This is a genomic window from Paeniglutamicibacter sp. ZC-3 (genome assembly GCF_025847175.2).
In the GTDB taxonomy this organism is placed as follows: domain Bacteria; phylum Actinomycetota; class Actinomycetes; order Actinomycetales; family Micrococcaceae; genus Paeniglutamicibacter; species Paeniglutamicibacter sulfureus.
The window spans coordinates 99,273-123,350 of the sequence record NZ_JAOYTG010000011.1 but is presented as its reverse complement, the minus strand read 5'-3'; the positions used below and the strand labels follow the sequence as shown (position 1 = coordinate 123,350).

The window sequence follows — 24,078 nt, the reverse complement described above, 5'->3', positions numbered from 1 at the left end:
GATCAGGCGCAGTGGCGATGGTATCGGCGAATCGCCACTTGGGGTCAGGGCCGCAATCCCACGTGCGCAGGCGGCCAAACCGGCACAAAGCGTTCGAACACGATCTCATCGTCCTCACTCCAGGTGCGGCCGTGGGCGGTTTCGGTACGCCGCCAGTATGTGCGGTGTTCGGTCCTCCAGCTCTCCAGTGACCTGTCGTCCTCGCCTTCATCCCTGGCGAAGTCGGCATCGGCGCTGTTGAAGTCGCCGATGCGAAACTCCACGCTTTTCAGGATGATCCGAGGCGTTCCCGACCCGTCGCAGGCGATCCAATGAGATCCGATGCGCGGAAGAGACTGGCCGGCATCCAGGAACTCCCGGGCTAACGTCGAGGTGGCTCTTTTGCGACCATGGATCACTTCGTGCAGCAGCGCGTCCGCCAGGTCCGCCGAATCGCCGAAGCGTTCGACCGTGTACTCCGGGCAAAGGCGAACCCTACCCGGGTTGGCATTTGAATACTCGGCCCACATCAGGGCAGCGGCTTCCCGGTCAATGAAAGGCTCACCGGCGTCTTGTGGTTTCACAGACTCAGCATGCCATGGCGGTTCCACGTACGGCACATGTCTGGCCCGGAGCTGGACGTGGAACCTGCCGATGCTGCCGGTCCGGTGACGCACCTGCGGCGGGTACCGGTTCAGAAACCGGTACCCGCCGCATCCGCTGGGTCCGCGTCGGTTAGCTGGCGCTGGCCGCCGAAGGTGCGGTCTGCGGAGACAAAGGTGAGACCGGGGACTGGGCCGTAACCGGCGATACCGGAGAAACCGGGGACTGGGCCGTGACCGGGGAAACCGGAGAAACCGGCGACTGGGCCGTAACCGGCGACACCGGAGAAACCGGGGACTGTGCCGTAACCGGGGAAGCCGGTGTTTGTGCCGAAACCGGCGACGCTGCCGACTGTGCAGATGCGGCAGTTTGCGCGGAGACTTCGGCCGCAGCTGCGACCCGCTCTACCGAGGAGGAAGTCTGTTGCGATGCGCGCTCCTGCACCACGACCGATTCGTTGACGGCGACGGCAGGCTGGGCTACCGCGACACCGGCTCCAAGGGCAACTACGCCAAGAGCTCCGGTGATTGACCAAAATGTACGTGTCTTCTTCATGGTTCCGAACCTTCCGTTCATTGTTCAGCTGGTTGCTTGATTCCAGCATGACCTTTGAATGTGAGCCGTAGAGGAGAAAAGAATGAGAATGTTCTCATCTTGGCATCAGACCCCTACGAGGATTCCACGCAACCAGCCAAAGGTTCATCATTTTGGCCCAGCGACTATCCGGTTGGTTCGGTTCTCATGGCACTCTGGGCTAGGCCTGCAAGTTCTTCCACCCGACGCAATCGGTCCATCGCCGCGGAACGCCAGTCGGGGTTGGATTCATCCCGCGCGCCGGCCACGAGTGAAAGGACCACGCAAGCCGCCCGGGCATAGAGCCCGCTGGCAGACACCCCGCGGTTGCCCAATTCCGCTTCGAAGGCCTTGGCATACCGTTCGAGATAGTCCCCGACCCGTGCGTACCGCACGTCAAGACCCGGCAAGACCGCAAGGTGTCCGATAAAACAGGCAAGGTCGTCGACGAGATATCCGGGGCCGGCCGAATCAATATCCAACAACCCGGTGATGGTCCCGTCGGTGACGAAGATGTTGGCCTCGTAGAAATCCCCATGGCTAGGTACCAGCTCGCCGCGGCGGGAGTTCTCCAGGATGTGGGCAAGTCGCTGGATCAGGGCTGCGATGTTTTCGGCTTGGTCCGGCACGGCGGTCTGGGCCGCATGCCCGTACCAGCCCAGGCGGTCCGACCAGGCCGGCCTGGCGGGAAACTCCATCAGGGCCTGAGGCAGCGAGTCAAGAAGCCCGATGATCTGTTTCGGATCCAGGGGCAGGTCCGGGGCATGCATGAGGTCTTCGGCCAGCGGCACTCCCCTTGCCCGGTGAAATGCCAGCACACCATCCATCGGCGGACCTACTGGCGTGGGGGCCGGGACGCCTGCCTGCAGTAGGGCAAGGTGCTTGTCATGCAGAAGTTGCGCATCCTTCCTCAGGACCTTGAGGAACAGTTGGTTGCCGTCTCCAAAACGGGCCAGTAAAACCGCCCGACGCAGCGGGCGGTAGGCCAAGGTGCGCAGCTCCTCCAGCACGCGGCCGCCACCCCACTTTTCCTCGACCAATGCCGGAGTGGTCGCCAGCGGCAATCCGGGCAGCAGCGGATCTGCAGGATGCAGCCATACGACGACGGTGCCCTGGCCACTGTCCAGCCGCACGGCACCTTCCGGGACCTTCTCCAGTTTTTCCGCGGTGGCGCCAAGGTATAGGGTCGTCGATCCGTTGCTGGCCTCAAAGACTCCCGAGACCCCGGCACCGGGCCGATGGTGCAACTCCGCCAAGGAAACCTTGGCATGCTCAAGTCCCATCGGACGGACGACATCGGCCAGGATGTCCGTCAGTTCAGCCGATTCGAAGAAGTCCAGTTGCTCCCGTTCGGTCCATGCGTCGGCATCCTGAAGCACCGGTGAATTCATCGAGCCCTCGTTCCTCATCGTCACGGCAAGTCGCGCCGGCCGGGGGCAGCGCTGGCCTAATTCCCTTTGCCCGCTACCTTCTCACATCCGGTGCCACGCGGGCCACGGGAAGGTCGCCACGGGCGCGTCCCTTTGCCGGTGGCGCAGAAACCGATGGCCGACCGCCCGACTCCTTGAACGGGGAGTTGGGCGGTCGGCCATCGGTGCTTGTTCGCGTTGAGGTGAGTGCCAAGGAGTACTAGGCCCAGTTGGCGTAGGTGGCGTTTTCCTTCTCCACCAGGGTCAGCACGTCATAGGTGGCAACGATCTCGCCATCCTGGTTGTTGATGACAGCGTCCCAGGCGACTTCCCCGTATTCGTCGGTGACGCGCGGGGTGATCTTCTTGGCGGTCAGCGTGACCCGGATCGAGTCCCCGTCCGGCACCGGCGTGATGAAGCGCAGGTTCTCCAGGCCGTAGTTGGCCAGGACCGGTCCCGGTGCGGGCTGGACGAAGAGTCCCGCGGCCCAGGAGACCAGAAGGTAGCCGTGGGCCACGATGCCGGGGAAGAACGGGTTGGCCTCGGCCGCGGCACGGTCGGTGTGTGCGTAGAAGGTGTCCCCTGTTTCGTTGGCAAAGGCGGTGATTTCCTCCAGGCTGACCTTGCGCAGCGGCGAGGCAAAGGCATCGCCGATTTTCAGCTCGGCCAGCGACTTGCGGAACGGGTGGATCGCCCCCTCGACGGCGCCGAACTCGGCGTCGCCGGCAATGACTCGGTCGGCTCCCGTGTGCCATATGCCGGTGACTGCCGTGAGCATGTTCGGCGAGCCTTGGATGGCTGTGCGCTGCATGTGGTGCATGACCGAACGGATGCCACCGAGTTCTTCGCCACCGCCGGCACGGCCGGGACCACCGTGCACCAAGTGCGGAACCGGGGATCCGTGGCCGGTGGAGCTGCGCGCTGTCTCTCGGTTGAGCATGTGGACACGGCCGTGGTGCGAGGCGATGCCGGTGGTGAGGACGCGCGCGGTGTCGGGGTCATTGGTGCATACGGTGGCCACCAGGGACCCGGAGCCCTTTGCGGCGAGGCGTACGGCGTCGTCCAGGTCAGAGTAGCCGATCACCGAGGACACCGGGCCAAAGGCCTCGCGGCTGTGCACCGACTCGTTCTCCACGTCGTCCCAGGTGAGCAACAGCGGGGACATGAAGGCCCCGGCATCGACGGTTCTCTCTTCGCCCTCGGTGGTGCGAACCACCGGTGCATCCAGGGTTCCGTAGGCGATTTCGCCGCCGGCGGCAATCATGTCCTCGACGGCGGCGCGCACGTCGCGCAACTGCTCCAGGGATGCGAGGGCCCCCATGGTGACGCCCTCGGCGCGCGGGTCGCCGATGACCACACGCTCATCGATGCGCTCGCCCACGGCCTTGACCACGTCGGCAACGAGGGCGGCGGGCACGATGTTGCGCCGGATGGCGGTGCACTTCTGGCCCGCCTTGGAGGTCATCTCCGTGGTGACTGCCTTGACGAAGGCGTCGAATTCCGGGGTGCCGACCACTGCGTCGGGACCGAGAATGGCGGCGTTGAGGGAGTCGGTTTCAGCGGTGAATCGCACGCCGCCCTCGATGACGTTCTTGTGGGATTTCAGCGAGAATGCAGTGGAGGCCGATCCGGTGAAGGACAGCATGTCGCGGTAGTCCAGCACGTCCAACAGCGTGCGGGCCGAGCCGGAGATCAGCTGGATGGATCCCTCGGGCAGGATGCCGGATTCGACCATCAGGCGCACCATGGCCTCGGCTACGTAGCCGGTGGGGGTGGCGGGCTTGGCAATGGTCGGCACACCGGCGATGAAGGCGGGCGCGAACTTCTCCAGCATTCCCCAAACCGGGAAGTTGAAGGCATTGATCTGTGCTGCAACACCGGGAATGCGGGTGTAGATGTGTTCGCCGGCGAAGGAACCGTCGCGCGAAAGGACCTCCATGGTCCCGTCGGTGATGACATTGGAGTTCGGCAATTCGCGCCGGCCCTTGGAGGAGAAGGTGAACAGCACACCGATGCCGCCGTCGATGTCCACCATCGAGTCGATCTTGGTCGCACCGGTTTGGTAGGAGATTTCGTAAAGCACTTCGCGGCGGTCATTGAGGAATGTGGCAAGTTCCTTGAGCTTGAGGGCGCGCTCATGCAAGGTGAGCTTGCCCAGTTCGGCCTGGCCGACGGTGCGTCCATACTCAACGACCTTGGCCAGATCCATCCCGTCGCTGTTGACCGTGGCCAGGGGCGCTCCGGTGTTGGCATCCAACACGGGGGTACCCCCAACCGGCTCGGACGGGGTCCACCAAGAGTTTTGAATGAAGCTCGGAACGAGTGGAGCCATGGGAGTAGTCGTCATCGACAAGGTCCTTCCTGAACGATCGGTCAGTATTAGCAACCACAGTACAGTATGGGGAAGAGCACCACGAGTCCCGGGCGCCAAACAAGCCCGCAAAACAGGAGATTGACATCCATGAGCGCAGAGCGCCCGACCGCCCCCACCCCCGAAACGTCGATTGGCGGAGTGTGGCAGATTGCCCTCGGCGAGCTGGATATCAAGATGGGCATCAAGATCCTCGAGGAGTCGGTCGAGAAAGTCGTGGCAACCATGCCGGTGGAGGGAAACCGCCAATCATTCGGCCTGCTACACGGAGGGGCGTCCCTGGCCGTGGGCGAGGCGGTGGGTTCGTGGGCAGCCGTCAAGCACGCCTCAACCATGGGCAAGTCCGCAGTGGGCGTGGACGTTTCGGCGACGCACCACAAGGGGGCCCGCAGCGGCTTGATCACGATCACAGCGACCCCGATCAGCCTGGGCCGCCGCGTGGCCAGCCACCAGGTTGTGATCGAGAACGAAGCCGGCGAGCGCCTCTGCACCCTGCGAATCACCAACCTGATCATCGACATCAGGAAGTAAGCCCGCGTACCCGCGTTAGTTCTCGCAGCTTGAATCCGCGGTTCCCATCAGCGAGTAGACCGGGCCACGGGGCGAAACGTCCCCGCCGAGCCCGAGTGCGGAGATCCTGAGGCTCGGGCTGTTGACCATGCTCTGGCTGCCCCCGGCGCCCAGACAGCCGGGCACGGAACCAACCATCGCGGTGACGCGCGCGGCTTCACCGGCGGGCAGCGAATCGTTGATCTCGAAGCGGGCGTCGGCCTCCTGATTGTCCAGCGCTCGAAACGTGTTGCCGTTGAACTCGAGCGTTCCGATCTGGACTCCGGTTCCGTTGCCGGGGCCGGCGAGCTGGATGTCCAAGGACTTCACCTTGACGTCGACGTTGCTGGTGTTGTGCACGATGAAAGTGAACCTGCAGTCCAGGTTTCTCGTGACGTTCAGCGCGGGGAGGGTCACGGCCACACCGTCGTCACTGCCCAGCTGCAAGTCGTTCGTGGTGACGGCTTCCGGATCCACGCATTCGAAGGGAGCGGAGCCCACGAGCACCTCGAGCCCCGAGCGGGCGGTTGCCGAACTGACACTCCACAGCGCCGCTCCGCCCAGCACCAGTGCCGCTCCGGCGCCGGCAAAAGCACGAGTCGATCGTCGCGATATCCAGGCCATGATCGGAGCATAGGGTGCAATGTCCCTACTGACAAGCAATCTCCTGCCTCGAGGCTGCCGCCTGCGCGGTGAACAACCGGATGTCTCGCCGCGTCCGACATTGAACCGTGCGATCCGGAACCGGAGCCGCACCCCCGCGGATAGGTCACCCGTGACCGCAAGAGGAGCACGCCCGGCGGTCCCCGCGCGACCGCTTCAGTGACAGCGGTCAATTCGCGCCCTACCTTGGTGACCTTTCCGGCATCCCGCAAGCACCAAGCGCTTATCGCCATGGCGGTCGATCCTCCCACCCGCCAAACGTGCGCCAATTGGAAGTGATTGACAACCGCCAATGACTATGGTGTGCTTGGTGAACCAACGCCAGTAACTACCGAAGGAGGAATCCGATGAGTGTCCCGACGATCACCCCGGAACAGATACTTCCTTCCCACAGGAGTTACTCCAGCGATGAAGAATTACGTAGAAAACAGCTTTCCAGACACCTTTGAACCACGCCTCTCCCCCGGCAAGACCAGGCCCGCAGATCGCGAGGTGGACTGGAACTACCTCGACGACCAACTCACCGAAGCCCAACGTTGGTCAACCTGGCCGGCAACCGAGAAATTGATGCGCGGCCCCCTGCCCTACCCCGAGTTCGTCATAGAGGATGCCGGTGCCATCGACACTGAACTCGGCGTCCTCAAGACCGGCAAGGAAGCAGATGTCTTCCTGATCGAACGGGCCACCGCCGACCAACGATCCTTGTTGGCTGCCAAACGCTATAGATCACCGGATCAGCGAACCTTCAACCGGTCCTCGACCTACACCCAGGGCCGCAGCGTCAAGCGTTCACGCGATGCCCGTGCCCTGAAAAACGGCAGCACCTATGGGCGTCTCGTGGAGGCTTCGCGGTGGGCAAATTCAGAGTGGCAATACCTTCGTATGTGCTTTGAGGCCGGCGCTCCGGTCCCCTATCCGGTGCAAATCATGGGCACAGAGATCCTCATGGAGTTCATCGCAGATCCGGAATCCCAAGGCGCGGCAGCACCGCGGCTGCAGCATGTGCATCCAGACAAAGAACGGCTGGGCTATTACTGGGAGCAAATAGTTGGGGCCATGAAGGTTTTTGCCCAGCTGGGGTTTGCCCACGGCGACCTCTCTCCCTACAACGTCCTTGCTGCCGGCGAGAGGCTCGTGGTCATCGACCTGCCGCAATTTGTCGACCTCGCCGGGAACGAAGGCGGCGTCGGGTTCCTTCTACGGGACTGCCAGAACATCAGCGCATGGTTCCGGTCGCGGGGTCTGGATGTTGACGGCGACGAACTCCTGGCCGAGGTGATCGCAGAGGCTTGGTAGTTCCCGGGTGTCGCTCGCGTTCTCGGACCAAGGACCGTTGAGTCCAATTGGTACGTCGACTGTGCTGGTTTCCGCCCGACATGCGGGCTATGGTTGGCCCACAAACTGCTTGGGCCGCACGAACGTAACGATCATTCTCGCACCTACCTGGTGAAAGCGTGGCCACGTGGCCACTACTGGCCTTCTTACTGAATTACCTTGAGCAATTTCCAGAAAGGACATTCACCTTGAGAACCGCATACAAGGTTGTTGCTCACATCATTGCCGCCGCCGTAGTGCTTCAGGCGGCCCTCATCGCCTGGGGAACATTTGACGTCATCAACATGCTGACTGCCGGAGATGTTCCCGAAGGCCCGCCACTGGCCGGAATAATGCACGGCATGATCGGGATGTACGCAGCCCCGGTTCTCGTGCTGGCGCTGTTGGTCATCGCGTTGCTGGCCCATGCCGGCCTGAAATGGGCATTGTGGCTCCTCTTGGCCGTGGCCGTCCAGATCACGCTGGCCTTCGTCGCATTCGGCGCTCCCCTGGTTGGATTGCTTCACGGAATCAACGCCTTTGCCATCATCGCGCTGGCGGAGCTCGGAGCCCGCGCTGTCGCCCATGCTCCTGCGCATGTGCCAAGCACCAGAAAGGTCATGCGCCCGGCGACATAGCACCGCGCCGCATTTCCCACTCACGGTCCGTGGCCAGCGCGGCGAGGAAATCCTCGTCGTGGCTGGCCACAACCATGGCGCCGCCGTATGACTCCAGGGCCGACAGCAGCTGCTCAACGGTGACCATGTCCAGGTTGTTCGTTGGCTCGTCGAGCAGCAGCAATTGCGGCGCGGGATTGGCCAGTAAGATCATCGCCAGCGCGACTCGAAACCTCTCGCCGCCCGACAACTGGGACACCGGCTCATCGACCCTGCTGCCGCGGAAATGAAACGCCGCCAGTTGTTCCCGCAGGATCCCCGGTTCCACGCCCGGAGCCGCAAGCCGGAGGTTCTCCAGCATGCTCATTCCGTTCCTGAGCCCTGCCCAATCCTGCTCTTCGGCGGCTGAAAGCCTCTGGCGCAGGAATCCGACCGGCACCCTCGATCGCATCGCCAACGCGTCCATCAACGTGGTCTTCCCTACCCCGTTGCCTCCGAAAAGGGCAATGCGTTCCGGGCCCCAGATTCCAAGTACCGAGTCTCCGGTCAGGGGCTCGCCGTGTTCGAGCACGATACCTCGGGAGATTTCGGCAACCGGTGATTCGAATACGCTGCGTCCGGCGGGGACGCGGGTCCGGGGCAAATCGATTCCGATCCTCAATTCCACCGGCAGCCTGTTGCGGGCATCTTCGAATTCCGCGCGCGCGTCGGCCTCGTGCGACTTCATGATGCCTCGGTTCTTTGCCGCCGAGACCTCGGCCTTGTTGCGCAGGGCGTTGGCCAGGATCTTTGGCATGGACTCCGCAGCCTTTTGCCCTTGTTTGGACCGCCGGGCAATCTTGGTCTCCGCCTCGCGGCTCTGCTGTTTCTCAACCGCGAGCTTGCGTCGGGCATCGGCGAGCAACCGTTCCGCGCTGTCACGTTCGTGACCCAGCGACTCTTCCCTGGAATCCCAGTCCCCGAAGCGCACGAGATCTATTTTCTCGGCACGCAGGGCACGCACGTTGACCGGACGCAGCTCCGCCAGGGAATCGAGCATCTTCAACAGGGTCTTGTCGTGGGTGGAAACCAGCATGGTCCCGGCGAATTGACCCACCATGTCGTAGAGCCGGTGGCGGGCGGCCCGGTCAAGGTTGTTGGTCGGCTCGTCGAGCAAGGTGATTCCGCCACCGCGGATTTCGATGCCGGCAAGCGCAACTGCCATGGTTTCCCCGCCGGAGAGGTTGCCTACGGTGCGTTGCAGGAATTCGGGGGTGACCGCTGAGTTCAGGTAGCCGTCCAGCAGGGCCGCGGACCGTTCCTCAAGATCCCAGTCGTTGCCGACCAGGTCCATGTCCCGGGCCAGGTCTTCGCTGGTGTTGTCCAGGATGCGGTGCAGCGCAGCCAGGGTGTCGGTGATGCCCATCAGGCTTGCGACACTGCGCTTGGTGTCCAGCACAATGTCCTGCGCAAGGTAGGACAACCGTGCGTCCGTGTGGATGGTGCCGCGGGTGGGTTCGAGCTCCCCGGCGATCAGCCGCAGCAGCGTGGACTTGCCTGAGCCGTTGGGTCCGATCAGGCCCGTGGTCCCTCGCATGAATGTCGTTGAGACATCGTCGAAAACTGTTCCGCCATTTGGCCAGGAAAAGCCGAGGCGGTCAATGACGATGGGGGTTGGGTGCTGCATGGTGGTTCTCGATTCGACGAAGGAAGCGCCGAAACTTCACCATTTCCTCAGACTTCCCCGTTGGGCAGTGGAGGTTATGGCGTTTCCTTGGCGCGTTTAGGCGAAGGCGAGAACTGGCAACACGTCGTGGTCCTGACGTCGACAATGGGACACTTCAATCGTGCGGCCCGGCATCGCCGGCTGTCAAATGCCCTGCTGGCGATCAAGTGTGCGCCCCGGGGGTCATCGGCCGGCGATGAGCGCCGACTCTTCCTCCGCGCTCAGGCCCAAGCGCAGCGATCGGATCCCACCGCCATCGTCCGCGCGTACAATGTCCTCAAAGCTCTCGCGCAGGCTGCGTCGGTGAAGGCCCATGGCCAGTGCACGGGCGTCCGATCGTCGCGCAAAGCCCTCGTGTTCGGTTCCCGGCGGCAGCACCAACGGCAACGACTTGGGACCTGCCCAGGGATTCACCCGATCCGTGGCCATCCGTGCCAGGTCGTATCCGTGGAGCGTGTGCCCGTCCTTGGTTGTCCCGGCTGCGCCGGCGGACGCGGCGGCGTCCCGGGCCAGCTGCAGGACCTGGACCAGCTGGTATTGTGCTCCCACGGCATTGACGTATCCATGGTGCCCGGCCAATCCGGCGTCAAGAATGAATGCCGCCAGGTCGCGCACGTCGATGACCTGCACCCATTGCAGCCCGTCCGGGTCGGCCGGGACCAGCACGGGATCCCGCGACTCGGCAAAACGCAGCGGCCAATAGCTGCTGCGGCCGCTCGGGTCTCCCGGACCGCCGATCAAGCCCGGACGGACCACGAGCGTCCGGCCTGCGCGGGTTTGCAGGCTCAAGCTCTCGCACGCAGACTTGGCCCGGCCATAATCCGATTCGGCTTCCTCGTCGTCGGCATCGAGGGGCTTGAGAACATCGGCACTCTCGTCGGCACCGGCCTCGGATTGCTCGGCGTACACCGAGCACGAGGAAACGAAAACCCAGTTGCGTGCCTTGCCGCCAAGCCGCTTGATTGCAGCGCGCGCAAACCGCGGCGAAGAAGTCAGCTCAACCACCAGATCCCAGTCGTGGTGCTCCACCCGGGCATAGGCTTCGGACATGGCGCGGTCGGAAAAGACCGCGTCGACACCCTCGACAAAGGGGTCGGTCCCGCGTGCGAGCGCCGTGACTTGGTGACCCCTGTCCAAGGCGAGACCACTGAGCGTTTTTCCCAGCCAACCAGTGCCACCCAGCAGCAAAATATTAGTCATTCTTCGAGTCAACGACCCACTGGTCCGCAGGCACAAGTGAATTCTCAGTCGGCGTAGGAGAACGCGCGCGATCCCCCGCATCCCCATATTGTCATCTCAGGCGTGCCCCGGTGCCGAACTCACGTCGTCGGAGCAGGATTCACCGGCCGGGAGCTGAGGTTCGCGGCTTGGGACGAACGGACCGTCCCGCGTCCGGGAAATCCGCCCGCGTACACACACTCCATGCCCGGCCAGGGCCAGAACGGCTACCGGCACAAGACCGACTTTGCGAAGTGTGACGCGCACCCAAACCTTCCCCGCGGTCCATTGCGGGTACGACTTGGTGGGACGGGCACTATTGTCCGTCCGACTAGGTCTTTATTGGTTGTTTATTGAACTTAACTTGTATTAGAGCCCTCGCCCATGCCTTTAATATCTCGGTACGAGTTAGGCAAGCATAACCTTTGCTTGCCATCTCGTGGCATTCCCCCGATATCAAAGGAGCCCCATGACGCCCCAACGTCCCCTGGCGCAAACCCTGTCCACCCCCATGCGATCCCTTGCGGGCACCGCCGCCGACCATCTGCTCGGCACTGACACAGCCGAACGCATGGCCGAGGAATTCGGCGCCGCCGCAAGGCTCGCGGCCCGATCCATCGCCGCCGCCGCGGGGCCGACCACCGGCCCCGGCCCGGCCGCGCTGCGCGCCCGGCTCGACGCGGTGGACCTGCGCACCCCGCTGGGCAACACCGCCGCCGCACTGGAGGAAGCCACCGAGCTGTACCTGCGCGACGCGGTCTATTTCCACCACCCGCGCTACGCCGCGCACCTGAATTGCCCCGTGGCGCTGCCCGCCATCGCCGCCGAGGCCCTGGTCACCACGGTGAACACCTCGATGGACACCTGGGACCAAAGCGCCGGCGCCACGCTCATTGAACAGCGGCTCATCGATTGGGCCGCGGATCTTGCCGGGCTCGGCCCGGACGCCGACGGGGTCTTCACCAGCGGCGGCACCGCCTCGAACCTGCAGGCGATGCTGCTGGCCCGCAACACGGCGGTTGCCGGCAAACCCGGAAGCCTGCCCGAACGCCTTGCCGGGCTGCGCATCTACGCCTCTGCGGACAGCCACTTCAGCATCTCCACCTCCGCGTCCCTGTTGGGGCTGGGCGCCGAGGCAGTTGTTGCAGTTCCCGTCGATGGCCGCCACCGGATGGATGCCGTGGCGCTTCAGGCCGCCCTGGCCGCCGACCGCGCAGCAGGGTTGCATGCGCTGGCCATCGTGGCCACCGCGGGCACCACCGATTTCGGGGCCATCGACCCGCTGCAGGGCATTGGGGACCTGGCCGCCGAATACGGGGCCTGGTTCCACGTAGATGCCGCCTACGGCTGCGGGTTGCTCGGATCCCCGCGCCACCGCGGACTGCTCGCCGGAATCGAGGCCGCCGACTCGGTGACAGTGGATTTCCACAAGTCCTTCTTCCAGCCCATCGGCTCCAGCGCGATCCTCGTCCGCGACCGTGCCAGGCTCGCCCTGGTATCGCACCACGCCGAGTACCTGAACCCTGCCGCCGAGGCCGGGCGCGCACCCAACCAGGTCGACAAGTCCCTGGCCACCACGAGGCGCTTCGACGCGCTGAAGCTCTGGGTCACCCTGCGCGCGATCGGCGCCGAGGCCCTCGGGACGATGTTCGACACCGTGATGGACCTGGCCGCAGCGGCCGGCACCCTGGTGAAGGAGCACCCCGAACTCGAGCTCGCCGCAGAGGTCCAGCTCAGCACCGTCGTCTTCCGCTATGTTCCTGCCCTTCCCGTGCCCGACGGGGACCTCGAACCGCTGGCCAACGAAATCCGCAGGGCGCTCTACGAATCCGGGGAGGCCATGGTCGCTGCCACCACCATCGAAGGGGTCCGCCACCTCAAGCTCACGCTGCTGAACCCGCAGACCGGCATCGGAGACGTCGCCGCCATCCTGGAGGCCATCGTCGCCCACGGCCGCCGGATCTCCGGCGAGCGCGCCTTGGGCCAGGTGCAGGCATGAGTAACGAACTCTTCGACACCACCCGCATTTACGACGCCGTCGGCATCGGCGCCGGGCCCTTCAACCTCGGCTTCGCCGCGCTGGCCGACCCCGTGCCCGGACTCGACGTGTTGGTGCTCGAGAGCTCCGAGGAGTTCGCCTGGCACCCGGGCATGATGCTCGAGGGCACCCACCTGCAGGTGCCCTTCATGGCCGACCTGGTCACCATGGCCGACCCCTCCCACCCGCTCTCCTTCCTGAACCACCTCAAGGACACCGGACGCCTCTACCCGTTCTACATCCGCGAGAACTTCTACCCGCTGCGCGAGGAGTACAACAACTACCTGCGCTGGGCGGCCGCTCGCCTGCCCTCGGTGCGTTTCGGCGCCCACGTCGCCGCCGCCCGCCACGCGAACGGCGTGTACGAACTCGACGTGCACACCGCCGAGGGGGTGCACACCGTGCGCACCCGGCGCCTGGTTCTCGGCACCGGGACCGTCCCCTACGTGCCCGCATCCGTGCCCGAATGCGTGCTGGCCTCCGGGGCCGCGGTGCACACCAGCGGCTACCGCTCCGCCCGCGAGGCCATCGCCTCCGGATCCCGCATCGCGGTGGTGGGCAGCGGACAAAGCGCCGCGGAGGTCTTCGCCGACCTGCTCGGTTCGCTGCGCCCGGACCAGCACCTTGAATGGGTGACCCGCTCCCCGCGCTTCTTCCCGCTCGAATACACCAAGCTGACCCTGGAGATGACCTCGCCCGAGTACATCGACCACTTCCATGGGCTGCCACAAGGCACCCGCGATGCGCTCTCTGCCCGCCAGAAGGGCCTCTACAAGGGCATCAACGCGGATTTGATCGATGAGATCCACGAAATGCTCTACCGTCGCCAGGTCTCCGGCCACACCCCTGTCACCCTGCGCGCGGCGACCTCGCTCGAAGGCCTTGGGCACCGGGACGGTGCCCTGCACTTGCACCTGCGCAACCAGGACGATGCCGGCGGCTTCGACACCGTTGCGGACACCCTGGTGCTGGCCACCGGCTACGCCTACCGCGAGCCGGCGTTCCTGGCCGACCTCGGGGCACGCATCAACCGGCTGCCCGACGGACGGCTCGACGTGGACCGCGGGTACGCCGTCAGCGACGATGCCGACGTGTTGGTGCAAAACGCCGAACTGCATACCCACGGCTTCACCGCCCCGGACCTGGGCATGGGCGCCTACCGCAACTCCGTGATCATCAACCGGATCCTGGGCCACGAGCACTACGCCGTCGAAAAACGCATCGGCTTCCAGTCCTTCGGCAGCCCCGCCCCCGGTTCCCCGGCACCCCTCACCCCCACACTCGAAGGAGCCCACGCATGATGTCCACCCCGGCCATTGTCCTGCCCGCGGCCCGCCGCACCGCACCGGAGGCCACCGAATTCAGCTTCCGCCGCTTCGACCCCGCCGCCGACGCCGAGCTGCTGCACGGCTGGGTCAACACCGAACGCGCCGGCTACTGGGGCATGCTCGGCTCCACCGTCCAGGAGGTCGGCAGCGCCTACCGGGAACTCGACGCCGATCCCCACCACCACGTGCTGCTGGGCCTGCTGCCCGCCGGGGACCTGTCAGCGGCACTCGAACCGGTGTTCCTGCTGGAGCACTACGCCCCGGAGCACTCGGTGCTCGCCGGCCGCTACGCGCACCGGCACGGGGATGCGGGCATGCACCTGCTGCTCGCCGGACCCGGCGACGGCAGGTCGCTGCCGGGCTTCAGCGCCGCTGCCATGGAGGCGGCGCTCGCCCACCTCTTCGCCGACCCCGCGGTGCTGCGCGTGGTGGTGGAGCCCGACGCCGCGAACACCGCCGTCCACTCGCTGAACTCCCGGCTCGGCTTCCGTCCGGCAGCCCGGATCCAGCTGCCCGCCGGTGCCGGGGCCCCGGCCAAGACCGCCCTGCTGTCCCACTGCACGCGGGCCGACTTTGCCGCAGCCACCGGGCGGCCCTCCACCGCAGCGGCGCACCTGTCCCCCGGACGCTGGGAGACGGCAAACCGGCACCTGCTGGCCAAGGCCATCGCCGAGTTCACCCACGAAAGACTGCTCGAACCGGTGCCCGGGGACGCAGGCTGGACGGTGGCCGCCGGCAACCACGAGTACGGCTTCACCGCCACGGTGCACGGGCTCGAGCACTGGGTGATCGACCCCGACTCGCTGCACGTGTCCATCAACGGGGAACCCTCCGCCCCCGACGCCGCCGGCTTTGTGCTGGCCTTTAGCGACACCCTGGGCCTGTCCGCGGCGCAGCTTCCGGTGTACCTCGAGGAGATCGGCAGCACGCTGGCTTCGCACTGCTACAAGCAGCTGCACTCCACCGCCAGCGCCGCCGAGCTGGCCGCCGGGACCGGGGACGCGGTGGGCGACTTCCAGCGGACCGAGGCGGCGATGACCGAGGGGCACCCCTGCTTCGTGGCCAACAACGGCCGCCTGGGCCTGGGGGCCAACGACTTCCTGTCCTACGCCCCGGAGACCGGGGGCGCGCTCGCGCTGCAGTGGCTGGCCGCGCACACTTCCCGCGCCAGCTACAGCTCCCTGCCGGGACTGGACGCCGAGTCCCTGCTGCTCTCCGAGCTCGGGGCGCGGCAGCTGGCCCGCTTCCGGGCGCGGATCGCCGAGTCCTGTGCCGGCAGCGGGCTGGATCCGGCCGACTTCCTGTTGTTGCCGATCCACCCCTGGCAGTGGGAACACAAGCTCGCGATCAGCTTCGCCGCCGACGTCGCCAGCGGGCACCTGGTGCACCTGGGTGCCGGGGATGACCTCTACCAGCCGCAGCAGTCGATCCGCACCTTCTTCAACCGCAGTGCACCGGCACGCCACTACGTGAAGACAGCGCTGTCGGTGCTGAACATGGGCTTCATGCGCGGGCTCTCGGCGGCCTACATGGAGGCGACCCCGGCCATCAACGCCTGGCTCACCTCGCTCTTCGAAAACGACGAGGAGCTGCGCCACGGCAACGTAGGGCTGCTGCGCGAGATCGCCGCCGTCGGCTATTCCAACCCGCTCTTCGAGGCGGCAGGGAAGGATACACCGCAGCGAAAGATGCTTGCCGCCCTCTGGCGCGAATCGCCCGCCGGACTCATCGAGCCCGGCCAGCAGCTGGCCACCATGGCTTCGCTGCTGCACCTGGATTCCGCCGGCGCGTCGCTGGCTGCGGCCCACGTCCGCCGCTCGGGACTCGAAGCCACCGACTGGCTCGCCCGCTACTTCGACGCCTACCTCATCCCGCTGGTGCATTGCCTGTGCCGCTACGACCTGGCGTTCATGCCGCACGGGGAAAACGTCATCCTGGTGCTTCAGGACTCCGTGCCCGTCCGCGTGCTGCACAAGGACCTGGCCGAGGAGATCGCCATCCTCGGGGACAGGCAACCGCTGCCGCCGGAGGTCGAGCGGATCCGCGCGACCGTCCCCGAGTCCGAGCGCAGACTGGTGGTCTTCACCGACATCGTCGACTGCTTCCTGCGCTTCCTTGCCCCGGCGCTGGCCCGCGAAGGGGTTTGCACCGAGGGCGCGTTCTGGGCCACCGCGGCGCAGCGGCTGCTGGCCTACCGGGAACGCCACCCGGAAACGGCCGAAGCGTTCGACGCCCTGGAGCTCTTTGCCGAATCGTTCGAGCTCTCCTGCCTGAACCGGCTGCAGTTGCGCAACAACGCGCAGATGCTGGACCTCACCGACCAGTCCGGCGGGCTGATCTACGCCGGCACCCTGGCCAACCCGTTGGCCGGGCGCGGCGCCTAGCTGACCGCGGGGCGCCCGGGGCAAACACACCTATGCTGTCCCCGGCGCCCGCGGTATCCTCAAGGCATGCTGCATCCACGTGCCGCGTTGCCTGCCGGGCTTTGCCTGATGTTCCTGCTTGCCGGCTGCACCCCGCTGGTGGACGAACCCCTGCCCGCACCCACGGCAACCGCACCGGATTCCGGACCTTCCCTGATACCCGAGGTCAAGGTCTTCCGCATCGATCCCGCGCCGCGCGGGGAGGAATCCGGCCCAAGGCCGCCAACCCATGCCGACCTCCTTGAACAGGGCAAAAGCCCGCTGCCCGGCGCCCGGCCGGGCAGCGAAAAGGTCCTGATGCATTTCCACGGCAAGGGCGATGCCAGGATCGTGCTGCCGCACCAACGATCCGGCGCGCTGCTGTGGCTGCTGGTGCATTGCGAGAGCCCCTCGCCGCTGACCGTGCAGTCCTTCGACCTGCGCGGCATCGCCGTGGTCCGCTATGACCTGGAGCCCTGTGGGATTGCCGAGGGCGGCGGGGGTGCCGAGGACGGCACCTCCACCTTCGTTCAGGTGTGGACCGGTCCGAACGTGGAATACGACCTCACGGTGATTTCCTCGGAACAGGGCACCGGGTGAACTACCGGGAGGGCTTCCCGGCGGATCCCAAGTGCCTCGATAGCCGGTGCTCAAGCCCCGCCCGGACCTGGGGCCATTCGGAGGCGATGATCGAATAGACACAGGTGTCGCGCAACGACCCGTCGGCCATGCGTCGATGCGAGCGCAGCACCCCGTCCAGCTTTGCGCCCAGGCGCTCGATGGCGGCGCGGGAGGGCATGTTCATCCAATGCGTGCGGAACTCGACGGCGGGGCAGCCAAGGACCTCGAAGGCATGTCTTAGCAGCAGGAGCTTGGAGTCGACGTTTGTGCCGGTCCCACTCACCGAGGCCCGGTTCCAGGTCGACCCGATCTCGAGCCTGGGCATTGTCGGGTCGATGTCCATGTAGGTGGTCATGCCCAGCACCACGGAATCGGCATTGCGCCGGGCGACGAACGGCAGCATCGCTCCCTGCCCCTGCAATTGAAGCCGGCGATCGATCTCGGCGCGCATCTGCCGCGGTTCCGGAACCGCCGTGTACCAAAGCTTCCAGGGTTCGCCGTCGCGAACCGCATCGAGCAGCTCGTCGTGGTGCCCGTGGCGCAGGGGTTCGAGCGTTACCAGGGGCCCGCGCAACGTCAGGGGCTCGATCCTTGTCAAGGGTCCATCCGGGGGTGCGGCCCGGTGTCCCCGCCCGCCGGGCCGGACGCCATCTTCTCCCTGATCGTTTCGAGCTCGGCGGTGCTCAGCCCGTGTTCGAGCAGGAACGATTCGACGCCCAGGGAATCAACGAATTGGCCCAGCGCCTCCAACCTCTCGTTCAGCGGCCCCACCAGGTCCCGTTCCTCGATGTAGGACTCGTGCGGGTGCTTCACGGGACTGACCTTGTGCCAGTCGTTGATCCCCCGGAGCGAGGCCTCGTATTGGGATTCGAGCAGGTCGGCCCGGCCGGCCAACTTGAGCAACATCGAGACGATCAACCCGGTGCGGTCGCGCCCGGCCGAGCAATGCAGCACGACCTTTCCGCGGGCCGCGGCAATCTGGTGGAACACATCGGCGATGCGGTCCGGGAAGAACTCGACGTTTCGCGGATACATCCGCGGATGGTTCATGTACGGCACCGCGAGCTGCGTGAATTCCGGATGCCCCGGTTCCTCGGTGGGGGCGTTCACGATGGTGATTCCGGCCGTGGCCGCCTCGTCCACTTGGGGGTCCGTGGGGCGCCGGCGCACCTCATCGGGGTTGCGCAGGTCAATGACCGTGCGCACGCCGTCGGCGTGGGCCTGCTGCCATCCGGCACCGGTCAGCCACTCGCGCCTGCCCATGCGGTAAATGCTGCCCAGCACGACCCTGGCGTTGACTGCACCTTCCCACTGCGGCTGGTCCATGGATTCCACCATCGCGCTTTTCCGCTCCCCCCCTACGCCCGGCCGCCCTCAAACGTTTCTATGCGGATGTGGTGCTCCGGACCCGTCGCAGCACGCGGCGCAGCGGCCTGGGGATCCGCGGTTCCGGGTGCCTCGGCCTTCGGCGCCTCGGTTGCCGGGCCGCCGTTTCCGGGGGCCGCCGACGCGGGCCGGCCATGCGCGGAGCGGAATGCTTCGGAGTCGCGCCAGGTTTCGAAGTCCGACTCGGAGTCGAATTCCATGGTGACCTTGTACGGGGTGTTTTCATCCACCGGGCGGTCAAGCGTGGCGCGGGACAGGCCGGCAACCTTGGGCAGGTTGTTGCGCATGTTGCCGATGAATCGTTCCTCGAAGGCTGCTGCCCGTTCCGCCGGAACATCAATGCGGTTGGTGACGACGTACATGGTTGTATTCCTTCCCACGGTGGCCGCCAGTGTGCCTGGACGGCTCGGTTTCCAACCTACCCAAGAACTCCGCCGCTGCCCATTGTGTCCCGGCAATGTGGAGACACGAAAGCCGGTAGTGCCACGGATCAATAAGCCCCGGCACCACCGGCTTCGGTTACAGCCGGACTACTTGGAAGCGGCCCAGTCGTAGAAGCCCTTGCCGGTCTTGCGGCCTAGGTGGCCCTGCTCAACCAGGTCGCGCAGGATCTGCGGCGGGGCAAAGCGGTCGCCCAGGGTCTCGTGCAGGTACTCGGCAATGCCCAGGCGCACGTCAAGGCCCACAATGTCGGTGGTCTTCAGCGGGCCGGTGGGGTGCTTGTAACCCAGCACCATGGCGTTGTCGATGTCCTCGGCGCTGGCCACGCCCTCCTCGACCATGCGCATGGCTTCCAGCGCGATGGCCACGCCCAGGCGCGAGGAGGCGAAGCCCGGGGCGTCGTTGACCACGACGGCGGTCTTGCCCAGGGCCGCAACCCAGCCGCGGGCCTTCTCGATGAGCTCCGGCGCGCTCTGCTTGGCAATGACGACCTCGATGAGCGTGGAGGCCGGGACCGGGTTGAAGAAGTGCAGGCCTAGGAAGTTCTCCGGGCGCTGCAGCTCTGCGGCCAGGCCGCTCATGGACAGCGAGGAGGTGTTCGAGGCCAGGATCGCGTCCTGCGCGAGGTTTTCCTCGACCTTCTTGAGCGAGGAGACCTTCAGGTCCCAGATTTCCGGGACCGCCTCGACCACCAGCTCGCGGTCCGCGAAGGCCGCGTAGTCAACCGAGACGCTCAGGCGTGCGGTGACCTGCTCATAGGTTTCGTCCAACCCTCCGCGTTCGATGGACTTCGCCGCGGAGCCGGCAACGCGCTCGTAGGCGCCCTGGGCGGAATCCTCGTCGCGCTCGACAACCACCACGTCGCAGCCTTTGACCAGGAAGGCGTGGGCAATGCCCGCGCCCATGCGGCCGCCGCCGAGGACGCCGATCTTGGCCGGAAGGGTGTTGGGTGTTTCGCTCATTTACTTTTTCTTTCTGTCCAAGAAGGCTTGCATGCGGTCGAATTTTGCCTGGGATTCAAAGAGCATCCCCTGGGCAAGGGTGTCGATGACGGGGTGTGCCTCGCGCGGGGTGTGGAACACGGACTTGGTGATGCGCACGGCAAGGGCGTCTTGGTTGCCGATGCGGTCGGCCAAGGCCGAGGCGGCTGCCATCAAGTCGGGTCCCTCGACCAGCTCGGTGATGAGCCCGACGCGCAGGGCCTCCTCGCCCTTGAGCACCTTGCCCGCCAACAGGATCTCCTTGGCAACCGGTTCGCCCACAAGTTCCTTCAGGCGCCAGGTGGCACCCGCAGCGGCCATGATGCCCAGCCCGGTTTCCGGGTTGCCCATGCGCAATTCGGGGGTGCCGATGCGGAAGTCGGCCGCGTAGGCCAGCTCGGCGCCGCCGCCCAGGGCGAAGCCATCGAGGGCCGCGATGACGGGCATCGGCAGCTTGGCGATCCTGTCGAAAATGCCGGAGTTGATGCCGGCCAGCGCGTCATCCCGGCGGCGCTCGCGCAACTGGGCGATGTCGGCACCGGAGGCGAAGACTCCCTTGGCACCGGTTTCCGGGTCCGCGGGGGTGCCGGAGAGCACCATGGTCTTCGGCGTGCGCTCCAGGTAGGCGCAGACCGCGTGCAGCTCGTCGACCATCAGCTGGTCGATGGCATTCTTGACCTGGGGGCGGTCAAGCTGCACGTTCAGCCGGGCGGCGGACTCGGAGACCTTCAGGGTCTGGAATGCGGAGGCGTTCAGCGTCTCCCCCATCCCCCTAGACACCCTCGATGAGCAGGGCCGCGCCCTGGCCGACGCCCACGCACATGGTGGCCAGGCCCAGCTTGGATCCGCCGGCCTTCGCCTCGCGTTCCAGGCGTCCGAGCAGGGTGATGACGATGCGTGATCCCGAGGAGCCCAGCGGGTGGCCCAGGGCGATGGCGCCGCCATCCCGGTTCACGATCTCCGGGTCGATTCCGAGCTCGCGCATGGAAGCCAGCGACTGCGAGGCGAAGGCCTCGTTGAGTTCCACGGCGGCCAGGTCATCGACCGAGTAACCAGAGCGTTCCAGGACCTTGCGGCTGGCCGGAACCGGGCCCATGCCCATGATTTCCGGGGCCAGGCCGGCGGAGGCGCCGTCGATGATGCGGGCGCGCGGGGTCAGCCCGTATTTCTTGATGGCCGCTTCGGAGGCCACGATGATCGCCGAGGCACCGTCGTTGAGCGTGGAGGCGTTGCCCGCGGTGACCACGGTGCCGCCCTTGACGACCGGACGCAGCTTGGAGAGCACCTCGAAGGAGGTGCCGGGGCGCGGTCCCTCGTCGGTGTCGACAATGGTTTCGCCCTTGCGGGACTTGACGGTGACCGGGACGATTTCGTCCTTGAAGCGTCCGGCCTCGATGGCGGCGATGGCGCGTTCGTGCGAGCGCACGGCGAAGGCGTCGCAGTCCTCGCGGGAGGTGTTGTAAACACGGGCGACTTCCTCGGCCGTTTCCGGCATGGAGAAGGTGGCCTTGCCCTCGCGGGAAAGCTCACCGGAGAGGAATTCGGGGTTCGGGAAACGCCAGCCGATCGAGGTGTCGAAGGTGGCTCCCGGCTTGGCGAAGGCCTTGTCCGGCTTTTCCATCACCCACGGGGCGCGCGACATGGACTCCACGCCACCGGCGACGACGATGTCGGCGGCACCTGCCTTGATCATGTGGCTGGCCATGGTGATGGCGCTCATGCCCGAGGCGCAGAGGCGGTTGACGGTGATGCCCGGAACGCTGTCCTCGAAGCCTGCAAGCAGCCAGGCCATGCGTGCGACGTTGCGGTTTTCCTCGCCGGCGCCATTGGCGTTGCCGAAGATGACCTCGTCGACGTCTGCCGGGTCGATTCCGGCTCGCTCCACGGCGGCACGGATAGCCAGTGCGGCCAAATCGTCCGGGCGCACGCTGCTCAATGCCCCGCCGTAACGTCCTACCGGGGTGCGGGCTCCGCCCACCAAGAAAGCCTCGGTCATAACAACTCCTTTGTCATGGGGCACACGCCTGGATGGTTCACACCGGAAACCCGGCGGGAAAGACCTGCATTGCTCCGTGGTTTGGCTTCGGCGACCGGCTCCGGGCGGAGCGCGGAAGAATTACCGACCATTCGTTCACTAATACAATCCCATCATGCCATAAGCGCGGTCAACCTCATGGTCGGCAAACTCTCCGGTTTGACCGACCCCAATCACTGCCGTATCGTCTTCCACTTGACCGACTCCGGACCCTGTCCGGATCGTGGACCGTCACCGTCCAAGGCCGTCAACATGGATTTGGACGGGCATCCGGTCGACGGAAAGCTGAATAGCAAACGGAGCAGTAATGCAGCCGGAAAACAGCCAACCCAACCAACTAAACAACCCCGCACCGGTGGCATCCCAGGCCACCGACCCCGTGGATTTTGGCGAAGACATCGGCCCGGATCTATCCACCACCGCCGGCCGCAGCGAAATCCGCAAGGCAACTGCCGCCTCGGCCATGGGCAACCTCACCGAATGGTTTGATTACGGCGTCTACGCCGTGGCAGTCACCTACATTACGTTCCACTTTTTCCCCACCGAGGGCGGAACCCTCATGGCGTTGGGGACCTTCGCACTCTCCTTCCTGGTCAGGCCGCTCGGCGGCCTGGTCTGGGGACCGCTGGGCGACAAGTTGGGCCGCAAGCACATCCTGGCCCTCACCATCCTGATGATGTCCCTGGCTACATTCTTCATCGGCATCCTGCCGACCTTTGAGCAGGTCGGCGTCTTGGCACCGGTCCTGCTGGTGCTCCTGCGGATGATCCAGGGCTTCTCCACCGGCGGCGAGTACGGCGGCGCCGCAACGTTCATGGCCGAATACTCCCCCGACAAGAAGCGCGGCTTCTTTGGGTCGTTCCTGGAGTTCGGGACCCTCGGCGGCTTCGCCCTGGGCACGGCCGTGATGCTGGGCTTCCAGGTCGCGCTGAGCGACGAGGCAATGATGGACTGGGGCTGGCGCGTGCCGTTCATGATGGCCCTGCCCATGGGCCTGATTGGCCTCTACCTGCGAAACAAGCTGGAAGACACCCCGGTCTTCCAGGAACTCGAGGAGCGGGGCGAGGTCCAGGAATCGAGCTCGCTGCGCACGCTTATCCGCGGCTACTGGCGCCCGATGCTCATCATGAGCGGCCTGGTGATCGCCCTGAACGTCGTGAACTACACGTTGCTGAGCTACATGCCGACCTATCTCGAGGGCCAGCTGGGCCTGGATCCGAAGGCGTCCCTGATGGTGATCCTGGTCGGCGAGGTCGCGATGATGGCCGTCATCCCCTTTGCCGGATCACTTTCGGACAAGGTGGGAAGAAAACCCCTGTGGTTCGCGTCGCTGATCGGCCTCTTCGTGCTGGCCCTGCCGCTGTTCTGGCTCATGGGCAAGAGTTTCCCGCTCGCGATCCTCGGGTTCGCCATCCTGGGCCTGCTCTACATCCCGCAGCTAGCCACGATCACGGCCACCTTCCCGGCCATGTTCCCGTCCCACGTCAGGTTCGCCGGTTTTGCAGTGACCTACAACGTGGCGACAGCGATCTTCGGCGGTACCGCGGCCATGGTCAACGAGGCCGTCATCAACGAGACCGATTTCCTGTTGTTCCCGGCCATCTACATGATGGCAGCCTGCGCCATCGGCCTGGTGGCCACACGGTACCTGCCCGAGACCGCCGGGGCATCGTTGCGCGGAACCGAGATTCCGGACGCCCACGAGACCGGCATCCTGGCCGGCACCGACCCGGAAACGGACGCCGAGGCTCTCGTACCCCGATCCTAGTACGGCCCGAGAGCAGCCCCGCATGAGGCGAAGGCCTGCAAACGACGGTGGGTGGGTGGTTCCCAAGGAAATCTTGGG

General features: G+C 65.6%; 20 protein-coding genes. 8 read left to right on the top strand and 12 right to left on the bottom strand.

The genetic code is table 11. The features are described from left to right. Nucleotides 1-44: 44 nt before the first annotated feature. The 3 genes from OIU93_RS12830 to paaZ form a co-directional block, all read right to left on the bottom strand. Nucleotides 45-509, bottom strand: a complete 465-nt coding sequence (locus OIU93_RS12830) for an ASCH domain-containing protein (protein WP_264270480.1) — start codon at nucleotides 507-509, stop codon at nucleotides 45-47. A 792-nt stretch (nucleotides 510-1,301) separates the two neighbouring features. Then, nucleotides 1,302-2,546 (bottom strand): phosphotransferase, encoded by a 1,245-nt coding sequence (locus tag OIU93_RS12825; protein ID WP_264270469.1) that lies wholly within the window; start codon nucleotides 2,544-2,546, stop codon nucleotides 1,302-1,304. Between the two features lie 238 nt (nucleotides 2,547-2,784). Beyond that, the gene (gene paaZ, locus OIU93_RS12820) at nucleotides 2,785-4,911 is read right to left on the bottom strand and encodes a phenylacetic acid degradation bifunctional protein PaaZ (RefSeq protein ID WP_264270468.1); all 2,127 of its coding nucleotides are present in this window, start codon (nucleotides 4,909-4,911) and stop codon (nucleotides 2,785-2,787) included. A 114-nt stretch (nucleotides 4,912-5,025) separates the two neighbouring features. On the opposite strand from paaZ, the gene OIU93_RS12815 reads away from it, so the two are divergent. Continuing rightward, the gene (locus OIU93_RS12815; RefSeq protein ID WP_264270467.1) at nucleotides 5,026-5,466 is read left to right on the top strand and encodes a PaaI family thioesterase; all 441 of its coding nucleotides are present in this window, start codon (nucleotides 5,026-5,028) and stop codon (nucleotides 5,464-5,466) included. Between the two features lie 15 nt (nucleotides 5,467-5,481). On the opposite strand, the gene OIU93_RS12810 is transcribed toward OIU93_RS12815, so the two are convergent. After that, entirely contained in the window at nucleotides 5,482-6,108 is a 627-nt protein-coding gene (locus tag OIU93_RS12810; protein WP_264270466.1) for a hypothetical protein, read from the bottom strand. 447 nt (nucleotides 6,109-6,555) lie between these two features. Here OIU93_RS12810 and OIU93_RS12805 point away from each other — a divergent pair, with 447 nt between their 5' ends. Together OIU93_RS12805 and OIU93_RS12800 are read left to right on the top strand one after the other, a co-directional pair. Beyond that, nucleotides 6,556-7,443, top strand: coding sequence for a serine protein kinase RIO (locus OIU93_RS12805; protein WP_264270465.1), 888 nt, complete (start codon nucleotides 6,556-6,558; stop codon nucleotides 7,441-7,443). A gap of 227 nt (nucleotides 7,444-7,670) precedes the next feature. After that, nucleotides 7,671-8,099, top strand: a complete 429-nt coding sequence (locus tag OIU93_RS12800; RefSeq protein WP_264270464.1) for a hypothetical protein — start codon at nucleotides 7,671-7,673, stop codon at nucleotides 8,097-8,099. Here the strand turns inward: OIU93_RS12800 and OIU93_RS12795 are convergent. Beyond that, complete coding sequence (locus tag OIU93_RS12795; RefSeq protein WP_264270463.1) at nucleotides 8,080-9,744, bottom strand: ATP-binding cassette domain-containing protein; 1,665 nt, start codon at nucleotides 9,742-9,744, stop codon at nucleotides 8,080-8,082. The two genes, OIU93_RS12800 and OIU93_RS12795, sit on opposite strands and share 20 nt — an antisense overlap. 222 nt (nucleotides 9,745-9,966) lie before the next feature. Further along, a complete protein-coding gene (locus OIU93_RS12790) occupies nucleotides 9,967-10,983 on the bottom strand; it encodes an NAD-dependent epimerase/dehydratase family protein (protein WP_264270462.1) in 1,017 nt (338 codons plus the stop codon). A 487-nt stretch (nucleotides 10,984-11,470) separates the two neighbouring features. Here OIU93_RS12790 and OIU93_RS12785 point away from each other — a divergent pair, with 487 nt between their 5' ends. From OIU93_RS12785 to OIU93_RS12770, 4 genes are all read left to right on the top strand, one after another. Further along, nucleotides 11,471-13,000, top strand: coding sequence for an aspartate aminotransferase family protein (locus OIU93_RS12785; RefSeq protein WP_264270461.1), 1,530 nt, complete (start codon nucleotides 11,471-11,473; stop codon nucleotides 12,998-13,000). Further along, nucleotides 12,997-14,340 carry a lysine N(6)-hydroxylase/L-ornithine N(5)-oxygenase family protein gene (locus OIU93_RS12780; RefSeq protein WP_264270460.1) on the top strand — a complete coding sequence of 448 codons (1,344 nt, stop codon included), beginning with the start codon at nucleotides 12,997-12,999 and terminating at the stop codon, nucleotides 14,338-14,340. The genes OIU93_RS12785 and OIU93_RS12780 overlap by 4 nt, the downstream gene beginning before the upstream one ends. After that, a complete protein-coding gene (locus OIU93_RS12775; RefSeq protein ID WP_372342925.1) occupies nucleotides 14,337-16,751 on the top strand; it encodes a GNAT family N-acetyltransferase in 2,415 nt (804 codons plus the stop codon). The genes OIU93_RS12780 and OIU93_RS12775 overlap by 4 nt, the downstream gene beginning before the upstream one ends. A gap of 66 nt (nucleotides 16,752-16,817) precedes the next feature. Next, a complete protein-coding gene (locus OIU93_RS12770; protein WP_264270459.1) occupies nucleotides 16,818-17,369 on the top strand; it encodes a hypothetical protein in 552 nt (183 codons plus the stop codon). A 1-nt stretch (nucleotide 17,370) separates the two neighbouring features. On the opposite strand, the gene OIU93_RS12765 is transcribed toward OIU93_RS12770, so the two are convergent. The 6 genes from OIU93_RS12765 to OIU93_RS12740 all read right to left on the bottom strand — a co-directional run bounded on the left by OIU93_RS12765 (nucleotide 17,371) and on the right by OIU93_RS12740 (nucleotide 22,193). Beyond that, nucleotides 17,371-17,988 carry a GNAT family N-acetyltransferase gene (locus OIU93_RS12765; protein ID WP_264270458.1) on the bottom strand — a complete coding sequence of 206 codons (618 nt, stop codon included), beginning with the start codon at nucleotides 17,986-17,988 and terminating at the stop codon, nucleotides 17,371-17,373. After that, nucleotides 17,985-18,716: a tyrosine-protein phosphatase gene (locus OIU93_RS12760; RefSeq protein ID WP_264270457.1), complete on the bottom strand. Its 732-nt coding sequence runs from the start codon at nucleotides 18,714-18,716 to the stop codon at nucleotides 17,985-17,987. Before OIU93_RS12760 ends, OIU93_RS12765 begins: the two co-directional genes overlap by 4 nt. A 32-nt stretch (nucleotides 18,717-18,748) precedes the next feature. Continuing rightward, nucleotides 18,749-19,138: an antibiotic biosynthesis monooxygenase gene (locus OIU93_RS12755; protein ID WP_264270456.1), complete on the bottom strand. Its 390-nt coding sequence runs from the start codon at nucleotides 19,136-19,138 to the stop codon at nucleotides 18,749-18,751. 168 nt (nucleotides 19,139-19,306) lie between these two features. Continuing rightward, on the bottom strand, nucleotides 19,307-20,179 hold the full coding sequence (locus tag OIU93_RS12750; RefSeq protein ID WP_264270455.1) for a 3-hydroxyacyl-CoA dehydrogenase family protein: 873 nt from the start codon (nucleotides 20,177-20,179) through the stop codon (nucleotides 19,307-19,309). After that, nucleotides 20,180-20,965 carry an enoyl-CoA hydratase/isomerase family protein gene (locus OIU93_RS12745; RefSeq protein WP_264270454.1) on the bottom strand — a complete coding sequence of 262 codons (786 nt, stop codon included), beginning with the start codon at nucleotides 20,963-20,965 and terminating at the stop codon, nucleotides 20,180-20,182. Nucleotides 20,966-20,969: 4 nt separating this feature from the next. Continuing rightward, nucleotides 20,970-22,193 (bottom strand): acetyl-CoA C-acyltransferase, encoded by a 1,224-nt coding sequence (locus OIU93_RS12740; RefSeq protein WP_264270453.1) that lies wholly within the window; start codon nucleotides 22,191-22,193, stop codon nucleotides 20,970-20,972. Nucleotides 22,194-22,539: 346 nt separating this feature from the next. Here OIU93_RS12740 and OIU93_RS12735 point away from each other — a divergent pair, with 346 nt between their 5' ends. Continuing rightward, nucleotides 22,540-24,000, top strand: coding sequence for an MFS transporter (locus OIU93_RS12735; protein WP_264270452.1), 1,461 nt, complete (start codon nucleotides 22,540-22,542; stop codon nucleotides 23,998-24,000). Nucleotides 24,001-24,078 lie beyond the last annotated feature (78 nt).

What these genes read in the sequence shown, in the direction of transcription:
- OIU93_RS12735 (WP_264270452.1), top strand. Translation starts at nt 22,540, where the DNA reads ATGCAGCCGGAAAACAGCCAACCCAACCAACTAAACAACCCCGCACCG.
- OIU93_RS12795 (WP_264270463.1), bottom strand. Translation starts at nt 9,744, where the DNA reads ATGCAGCACCCAACCCCCATCGTCATTGACCGCCTCGGCTTTTCCTGG.
- OIU93_RS12760 (WP_264270457.1), bottom strand. Translation starts at nt 18,716, where the DNA reads ATGGACCAGCCGCAGTGGGAAGGTGCAGTCAACGCCAGGGTCGTGCTG.
- OIU93_RS12830 (WP_264270480.1), bottom strand. Translation starts at nt 509, where the DNA reads ATGTGGGCCGAGTATTCAAATGCCAACCCGGGTAGGGTTCGCCTTTGC.
- OIU93_RS12745 (WP_264270454.1), bottom strand. Translation starts at nt 20,965, where the DNA reads ATGGGGGAGACGCTGAACGCCTCCGCATTCCAGACCCTGAAGGTCTCC.
- OIU93_RS12740 (WP_264270453.1), bottom strand. Translation starts at nt 22,193, where the DNA reads ATGACCGAGGCTTTCTTGGTGGGCGGAGCCCGCACCCCGGTAGGACGT.
- paaZ (WP_264270468.1), bottom strand. Translation starts at nt 4,911, where the DNA reads ATGACGACTACTCCCATGGCTCCACTCGTTCCGAGCTTCATTCAAAAC.
- OIU93_RS12815 (WP_264270467.1), top strand. Translation starts at nt 5,026, where the DNA reads ATGAGCGCAGAGCGCCCGACCGCCCCCACCCCCGAAACGTCGATTGGC.
- OIU93_RS12755 (WP_264270456.1), bottom strand. Translation starts at nt 19,138, where the DNA reads ATGTACGTCGTCACCAACCGCATTGATGTTCCGGCGGAACGGGCAGCA.
- OIU93_RS12810 (WP_264270466.1), bottom strand. Translation starts at nt 6,108, where the DNA reads ATGGCCTGGATATCGCGACGATCGACTCGTGCTTTTGCCGGCGCCGGA.
- OIU93_RS12790 (WP_264270462.1), bottom strand. Translation starts at nt 10,983, where the DNA reads ATGACTAATATTTTGCTGCTGGGTGGCACTGGTTGGCTGGGAAAAACG.
- OIU93_RS12770 (WP_264270459.1), top strand. Translation starts at nt 16,818, where the DNA reads ATGCTGCATCCACGTGCCGCGTTGCCTGCCGGGCTTTGCCTGATGTTC.
- OIU93_RS12785 (WP_264270461.1), top strand. Translation starts at nt 11,471, where the DNA reads ATGACGCCCCAACGTCCCCTGGCGCAAACCCTGTCCACCCCCATGCGA.
- OIU93_RS12775 (WP_372342925.1), top strand. Translation starts at nt 14,337, where the DNA reads ATGATGTCCACCCCGGCCATTGTCCTGCCCGCGGCCCGCCGCACCGCA.
- OIU93_RS12780 (WP_264270460.1), top strand. Translation starts at nt 12,997, where the DNA reads ATGAGTAACGAACTCTTCGACACCACCCGCATTTACGACGCCGTCGGC.
- OIU93_RS12750 (WP_264270455.1), bottom strand. Translation starts at nt 20,179, where the DNA reads ATGAGCGAAACACCCAACACCCTTCCGGCCAAGATCGGCGTCCTCGGC.
- OIU93_RS12805 (WP_264270465.1), top strand. Translation starts at nt 6,556, where the DNA reads ATGAAGAATTACGTAGAAAACAGCTTTCCAGACACCTTTGAACCACGC.
- OIU93_RS12825 (WP_264270469.1), bottom strand. Translation starts at nt 2,546, where the DNA reads ATGAATTCACCGGTGCTTCAGGATGCCGACGCATGGACCGAACGGGAG.